Origin of the sequence: Citrobacter sp. wls826, assembly GCF_005281245.1 — a bacterium.
GTDB classification, from domain to species: Bacteria; Pseudomonadota; Gammaproteobacteria; order Enterobacterales; family Enterobacteriaceae; genus Citrobacter; species Citrobacter braakii.
In genome coordinates this window covers 8,332-11,302 of record NZ_SZWS01000029.1, presented here as the reverse complement: position 1 = coordinate 11,302, position 2,971 = coordinate 8,332, and the positions used below count along the sequence as shown (strand labels likewise).

5 protein-coding genes are annotated in these 2,971 nt (G+C 53.0%); 1 reads left to right on the top strand and 4 read right to left on the bottom strand.

Annotated elements, in window-relative coordinates:
- Positions 1–149 precede the first annotated feature (149 nt).
- Entirely contained in the window at positions 150–590 is a 441-nt protein-coding gene (zraP, locus tag FDW87_RS07510; RefSeq protein WP_016155316.1) for a zinc resistance sensor/chaperone ZraP, read from the top strand.
- A 59-nt stretch (positions 591–649) separates the two neighbouring features.
- On the opposite strand, the gene FDW87_RS07505 is transcribed toward zraP, so the two are convergent.
- From FDW87_RS07505 to nfi, 4 genes are all read right to left on the bottom strand, one after another.
- Positions 650–1,342 carry a DUF1481 domain-containing protein gene (locus tag FDW87_RS07505; protein WP_016155315.1) on the bottom strand — a complete coding sequence of 231 codons (693 nt, stop codon included), beginning with the start codon at positions 1,340–1,342 and terminating at the stop codon, positions 650–652.
- Positions 1,343–1,353: 11 nt separating this feature from the next.
- Positions 1,354–1,626 carry a nucleoid-associated protein HU-alpha gene (gene hupA, locus FDW87_RS07500; RefSeq protein ID WP_001044509.1) on the bottom strand — a complete coding sequence of 91 codons (273 nt, stop codon included), beginning with the start codon at positions 1,624–1,626 and terminating at the stop codon, positions 1,354–1,356.
- 186 nt (positions 1,627–1,812) lie between these two features.
- Complete coding sequence (locus FDW87_RS07495; protein WP_003842015.1) at positions 1,813–2,403, bottom strand: YjaG family protein; 591 nt, start codon at positions 2,401–2,403, stop codon at positions 1,813–1,815.
- 33 nt (positions 2,404–2,436) lie between these two features.
- Positions 2,437–2,971: deoxyribonuclease V (gene nfi, locus FDW87_RS07490; protein ID WP_252363066.1), on the bottom strand; the 535-nt coding region annotated here is incomplete at its 5' end.

Sequence of the window (2,971 nt, the reverse complement as noted above, 5' to 3'; positions counted from 1 at the left end):
GTAAAAATGACCCGCCGGCGCGTTCTGGCGAGTCATTTTTACTCGTCGCCCTGTAAAGGCCACGACTACAACGCCCGCGGGACCGGGATTGCCGCTTTGGCACGGAAGATGCAATAGGAAATGTAATCTAACCAACAGGAGAACGACCCATGAAACGGAACAACAAACTGGCGCTGATTGCACTCTCTCTTATCGCGTTGGGCTCTACGCCGGCGCTGGCGCAGAATCACTGGGGATATGGTGATGGAATGCAGCAACGAGGCGGTACGCCAATGACCACTGAGCAGCAGGCTACCGCGCAGAAAATCTATGATGATTACTACTCGCAGACCAACGCCTTGCGCCAACAGCTGACCTCTAAACGTTATGAGTACAACGCGTTGCTAACAGCCAGCTCGCCAGACACAGCAAAAATTAATGCCGTGGCAAAGGAGATGGAGGCGTTGAATCAGTCACTGGATGAGCAGCGCGTTAAACGCGATGTCGCAATGGCCCAGGCAGGCGTACCTCGCGGAGCGGGAATGGGCTACGGCGGGTGCGGCGGTGGCGGTAACCATCGCGGCGGCCATATGGGAATGGGCCACTGGTAAACGGTTTTTGCCGGATGGCGGCCTCACCTTATCTGGCCCGATGTCCTGGCATCAGGTTTTCAGAAGGTTTTGGCAGTAGGCTGCCAGTGACAAAAATCTTCATTAGCAACCAGCAGTAGCTGCGACCCTTCGGGCGCTTCCAGCCATGCCACACTCACTTCTACAGATGAATGGCTCTGGCGGCGCTCAATGTGGTTTATCGCCCACGATTCCAGATCGGGCTTCAGTGTTTCACCTTCACAGGTCGTGACTGTGTTATTCGCATGCCAGCGTCCCTGACGCAATATCACCCGTCCCTGACGCAACGCATCGCTGGTCTGGCGGATTTGATCGGCACGATAGCGGTAAAGCGCAATTTGATCGCTGGAAAGCTGCTGCTTTTGCCCATCGACTTCACGCTGCATGAAACTCAGTTCGCCCCGGTCATCGAAGCGTATACGGACATGTTCCGGTGGTTGACTGTAAGTGTTGAGTTCTATCAGCGAGAGCGAATCACCCTGCCAGCGGTATTCACTGGTGGTGGTATCGCCTTTACGCCACGGACTAAATACCGAGAGCAAGTGAACATCGTCGCTGGAATCTTTACGCCAAATGCGTACCGCCCCCTGATCGCCAACATAGCCGCTGGCCGTGAACGGAGGAAGCTCAGAGTGGCGACTACAGGCAGACAGTAACAGCACACCTGAAAGCCAAAGCGAATGACGCCAGATGGACAAAAGGGGCGAAACCGCCCCTTCGATAAAACTGTTCACTGCCACGCGAATTACTTAACCGCGTCTTTCAGTGCTTTACCAGAAACAAATGCCGGTACGTTAGCTGCGGCAATTTTGATTTCTTTACCGGTCTGCGGGTTGCGGCCAGTGCGCTCAGCACGGTGGTTCACTTTGAAGGTACCGAAACCAACCAGTTGTACAGCATCGCCTTCTTTCAGAGACTCAGTAATAGCAGCCAGAGTGGATTCCAGAGCAGCTTTAGCCTGTGTTTTAGACAGTTCTGCTTTGTCTGCAATTACATCAATCAGTTGAGTCTTGTTCATAAGTTATCCTTACAATGTGTTTATCGCTTGCTAAGCATCGAGTGCGACGGAAATGCCAGAAAAGCACTCTCCTGCATACACGCACCGATAGCCACTTTTTTTCGCCCCCCAAATGTAGACCAGACCGGGGGCGGATGGGAAGCCTTCAGGCACGACAAATCAGGCGTTAAATCACGTTTTATGGTGTCATTGCTGAAAATTTATACCAATATTGCTCTCGCCAGCCTCGCGCAGGTCTGCACGAAGCCCTTTTATCAGCTCAATATCGCGTTCTTCACAGTCGGCTAAAAGTCGGAAAATTTCCCACTGAATATCCCATTCTTGCTCAACGGCCGGGTTCTCTTTGAGCTCTTCATCGGTCATTTCGCGACCAGCCTGGGTCATTTCCAGCATCGCAACCGTCGTAATCGAAGCCTTACTAACCTCAATTGCATGTTCCAGCGTTTCACCGCTAAGACGCGAATGCATCAGTTCGCTTAATGCCACACAGGCATCAATCGCCGGATAAACGCCGTACAAATCGTAATCGTCTGCTGAAGGAATAGCCTCTTCAAATTTTTCCAACTGGCTATCGAAATTGATTTTCGCGTCTTTAACCGTCAGCGCTTCCCAAATCAAATCCAGAATTCGGCGGTAAATTTGTCCATCGCCAAATTCGGTTTGCTTACAGAACATGGCGTAGTTGGGGTACATGCGTTCGCACAGACAGGCCATAAACGTGACGTGCTGCCAGCTTTCCAGCTTCTCCAGACGCAGGTGAATCGGATTTTGTAACATGATGAGTTCTCAAATACGGAAATTAGCGGCAGTTTACCCGATATGGGGCGTTTTTGCTGCAAGCCGCGTAAAAGCAGGGCGTTCGGATGCCACCGCATCTGCCCAGCGTGTTGGTTCCGGCAGACGATAGCCGTTCATACAGCATTGTACCCACGCTAACGCGCTGTCCTGGCTCACGCGATGACCCGTAGAGATAAACAGCGGGTTACAGCGTGCTTTGCTGCGCCAAACCCATGCCAGCTGTTCGCCTTTATCCAACAACGGCGCTAACGCTCCAGGTTCGGCGGCGAGCGGCTCAAACTTGCCGCACAACCGTTTTTTCGCCACGCCAATCGTCGGGACATCCACCAGCAGGCCAAAATGGCTGGCCACGCCCAGACGGCGAGGGTGAGAAATCCCGTGACCGTCAACGAATAGCAGATCAGGCTTGTGCGAAAGCTGCTGCCAGGCGGCCATCAGCGCGGGTGTTTCGCGAAAGGAGAGAAAGCCAGGAATGTAGGGCATGGTGGTGGCGATTCGCGCCACCTTGTATTCAACCAGTTCCAGCGTGGGGTACTTCAGTAAGACC

Excerpts from the sequence above, each read along its gene's own strand:
- zraP (WP_016155316.1), top strand. The coding sequence starts at position 150 with ATGAAACGGAACAACAAACTGGCGCTGATTGCACTCTCTCTTATCGCG.
- hupA (WP_001044509.1), bottom strand. The coding sequence starts at position 1,626 with ATGAACAAGACTCAACTGATTGATGTAATTGCAGACAAAGCAGAACTG.
- FDW87_RS07495 (WP_003842015.1), bottom strand. The coding sequence starts at position 2,403 with ATGTTACAAAATCCGATTCACCTGCGTCTGGAGAAGCTGGAAAGCTGG.